This is a genomic window from Devosia sp., assembly GCF_034675085.1.
Lineage (GTDB): Bacteria > Pseudomonadota > Alphaproteobacteria > Rhizobiales > Devosiaceae > Devosia.
The window spans coordinates 1-3,073 of record NZ_JAUCDN010000364.1; the positions used below are offsets into that span (position 1 = coordinate 1).

Here is a 3,073-nt window from a genome sequence, read left to right on the forward strand (position 1 = left end):
AGGTCGCCATTGCGCAGCCTGCGCCGCACGTCGGCGGCTTCCTCGGCGCTGAGGGCGGAATTGAGCGCCGCCGCCGCGACGCCGGCCTGGCGCAGCGCCTCGACCTGGTCGCGCATCAGGGCGATGAGCGGCGAAATGACGATGCCGACGCCGGGCCGGCAGATGGCAGGGACTTGATAGCAAAGGGATTTTCCCGCGCCGGTGGGGAAAAGCACCACCGCGTCGCCCCCGCCGACGACATGGGCGACCACATCTTCCTGCTGGCCGCGAAAGCTCTTATGGCCGAAAATATCGCGCAGCACCGCCAGCGGTTCGCGCGGCCCCGGCAGCGCGCCCGACTGAAACAGATCCCATGCCGATTCGAGCGTATTCACACCGGACTTGAATCACACCCCATGGGTGCGCCGCAAGGCGGCATGGCGCCCGGCCGGCCCCTATCCCCCGACGATCTCGCCGCCATTGGGGTGAAGCACCTGACCGGAAAGGTAGGAACTTTCGTCACAGGCCAGGAACAGATGGCAGGTGGCGACCTCGTTTGGCTGGCCTGGACGCTTCATCGGCTGGTCGGCGCCAAATGCAGCAACTTTATCAGCATCGAAGGTGGCGGGGATAAGTGGCGTCCAGATCGGGCCCGGCGCCACCGCGTTCACGCGGATGCCCCTGTCGGCCAGATTGCCCGACAGCGCCCTGGTGAAGGAGACAATGGCGCCCTTGGTGGCCGAATAGTCGAGCAAAGCGGGCGAGCCGCGATAGGCGGTGACCGAGGCGGTATTGACGATGGCAGCGCTCTTTTTCAGATGCGGCAGCGCTGCCTGGGTCAGATAGACATAGCCGAAGATGTTGGTGGCAAAGGTTTTTTGCAATTGCTCGGGGGTGATGTCGGTCACCTCTTCGCGCGGGTGCTGCTCGGCGGCATTGTTGACCAGCACGTCGAGCCTGCCGAAGCGGGCGACGGTCTTTTTCACCGCGTCGTCGCAAAATTGCTGGTCGGACACGTCGCCGCGCAGCAGCAGCGCCTGCTGGCCTTCGGCGCGAACGGCCGCTTCGGTGATGCGGGCATCCTCATCTTCCTCAAGATAGACCAGCGCCAGATCGGCCCCCTCGCGGGCGAAAAGCACGGCGCAGGCCCGCCCGATGCCACTATCGCCGCCGGTGATAACGGCCACCTTGCCCGCCAGCCGCCCGTTGCCGGGAAATTTCGGCATGTAGTCGGGGTTGGGATGCATCTCGGTTTCACGGCCGGGCTGACGGTGCTGCTGCTGGGGCGGATTGACCTGGTCCGTCATCTGCACCTCCTAGAGCTTTGAGTGGTCGCGTTTTCAAACCGCAAAAGCGGTAGCCACTTTTGCTGAAAACGCTCTAATGGGCGTGGTGCTCGGCGTTGCGCTTGCGGGTGGCGGCGGCCTTTTTGGCGGAGGCGGAGCGCTCGGCGGCCGAGCGGCTGGCCGAGGCCGCCCCGCCCTTCTCACCACCCTTGTGGGCAGCGGGATTGCCGGTGCGGGTGCCGCGGCCGGAGCCGGATTTGTTGCCGCCGCCGTCGTCCTTGTTGACCGTGGCCCAGGCGCGGCGCTCGGCTTCCTTTTCGGAAACGCCGCGCTCTTTATAGCCTTCTTCGATATGCTCGGCCTTGCGCTTCTGCTTGTCGGTATAGGCGGATTTGTCCCCTTGGGGCATGGCTGATCTCCTTGAAGGGCGAGGCGCGGCACGGGTGGGACCAGGGCTCGACTGCCATTGCGTTGGCCGGACCGGGAAACCGGAAAAACCATGTCCGTTCCCCGTCTCCACCACGTCCGGTTGACGCGCACCGGCCTCGCCGAACCAATGGGGCGCAGCGCGGATGGTTCCGGGGAAGAGGAAAGTGTGAACGAGAGAACGCTAGATCATTTCACCGTCTAGTAGAAACGTTGAAATGATCTAAGTCTTTGTTTTATCGCGTTTCCGAACCGCAAAACCGTTTCCACTTTTGCTGGAAACGCTCTAGCGCAGGGGCTTGCTGAGGAAGGGCGAGCCGGGGCGGGCGAAGCGCCAGGGCGTTTCCACCCCCTTGGTGATGCCGATGCGCGGTCCGGTGGCGATGTCGCCGCTCTCGCCGGCGGGCAGCAGCGCGAAGGGCGCTTGATCGAGCGGAAGGCCGTTCTGGGTGAGGTCGACGCCCAGCGCCTGGCACAGCCGGCCGGGGCCGGCGCAAAGCTGGCGCGGGCCGACGCTGCCCCGGCGCGCGGCCATGAGGGGCGTGCCATGGAGCGGTTCGAGCGCGCGGATCAGCACGGCGCTGCCGGGCTGGCAGACGAAATTGAGGCACCAATGCATGCCGTAGATGCGGTAGACATAGGCATGGCCGGGCGGGCCGAACATGGCGGCATTGCGCGGCGTCGGACCCCGAAAACTGTGGGAGGCCGGATCGGCCCGATCATAGGCTTCGACCTCGACAAGGGGGCCGCCGACGCCATCGACCAGCAGCGTCACCCCGATCAGGTCGCGGGCGACGTCCACCACCGGGCGGTCGAAAAACTCACGGCCGAGTGGCACCATCAGGGCATGGGGCCGTCATCGACCCCGCGCAGCATGCCGGCATAGATGCCGGGCTTGGATTTGGGGATGGGGAAGGCGTCGAGGCGCTTCTGGTAGAAGGCGACCGGGCCGGGATCGCCGATGATGGCATAGCCATAGCCGGCCTCGCGCATGCCGCGCAAAGTGGCCAGCAGCAGCGCCTCGCCTATGCCCTGCCCGCGCGCGGCTTCATCGACGCCGGTGGGGCCGAAAAAGCCCTTGGCGGTGGTGTCGTGGCAGGCAAAGCCGAGCAATTGCCCATCCCTGACCGCCAGCCAGGTGGTGACCGGGTTCTGCATCATCCCCTTGCTGGCTTCGCTGACCCAGGCGGGATGGAAATGATGGCCGATCCAATCGAGCACCACATGGATTTCGGGGGCGATGGCGCGGCGGATGACGACACCGGAGGCGGCGACGCGCGCTTCGGAGTCGAGGACAGGCAGATCGTAGAGGCGGACCAGAAGGTCTGTCACGTGCATGCTCCAGGTAGGATGGTAGCTGGGAGTTTAGGGGCGGAGGGGAA

Annotated in this window: 5 protein-coding genes; all 5 read right to left on the bottom strand. The window is 65.8% G+C overall.

Annotation, left to right across the window (positions count from 1 at the left end; all coding sequences use genetic code 11):
- Nucleotides 1-374 (bottom strand): DEAD/DEAH box helicase (locus tag VDP82_RS16270; RefSeq protein ID WP_323015875.1); only part of this gene is annotated, 374 nt, incomplete at its 3' end.
- 60 nt (nucleotides 375-434) lie between these two features.
- A complete protein-coding gene (locus VDP82_RS16275; protein ID WP_323015876.1) occupies nucleotides 435-1,286 on the bottom strand; it encodes an SDR family oxidoreductase in 852 nt (283 codons plus the stop codon).
- Nucleotides 1,287-1,359: 73 nt separating this feature from the next.
- The gene (locus VDP82_RS16280; RefSeq protein ID WP_323015877.1) at nucleotides 1,360-1,674 is read right to left on the bottom strand and encodes a plasmid stabilization protein; all 315 of its coding nucleotides are present in this window, start codon (nucleotides 1,672-1,674) and stop codon (nucleotides 1,360-1,362) included.
- Nucleotides 1,675-1,977: 303 nt separating this feature from the next.
- A complete protein-coding gene (locus VDP82_RS16285) occupies nucleotides 1,978-2,532 on the bottom strand; it encodes a DNA-3-methyladenine glycosylase (RefSeq protein ID WP_416347131.1) in 555 nt (184 codons plus the stop codon).
- Entirely contained in the window at nucleotides 2,532-3,029 is a 498-nt protein-coding gene (locus VDP82_RS16290) for a GNAT family N-acetyltransferase (RefSeq protein ID WP_416347132.1), read from the bottom strand. Before VDP82_RS16290 ends, VDP82_RS16285 begins: the two co-directional genes overlap by 1 nt.
- Nucleotides 3,030-3,073 lie beyond the last annotated feature (44 nt).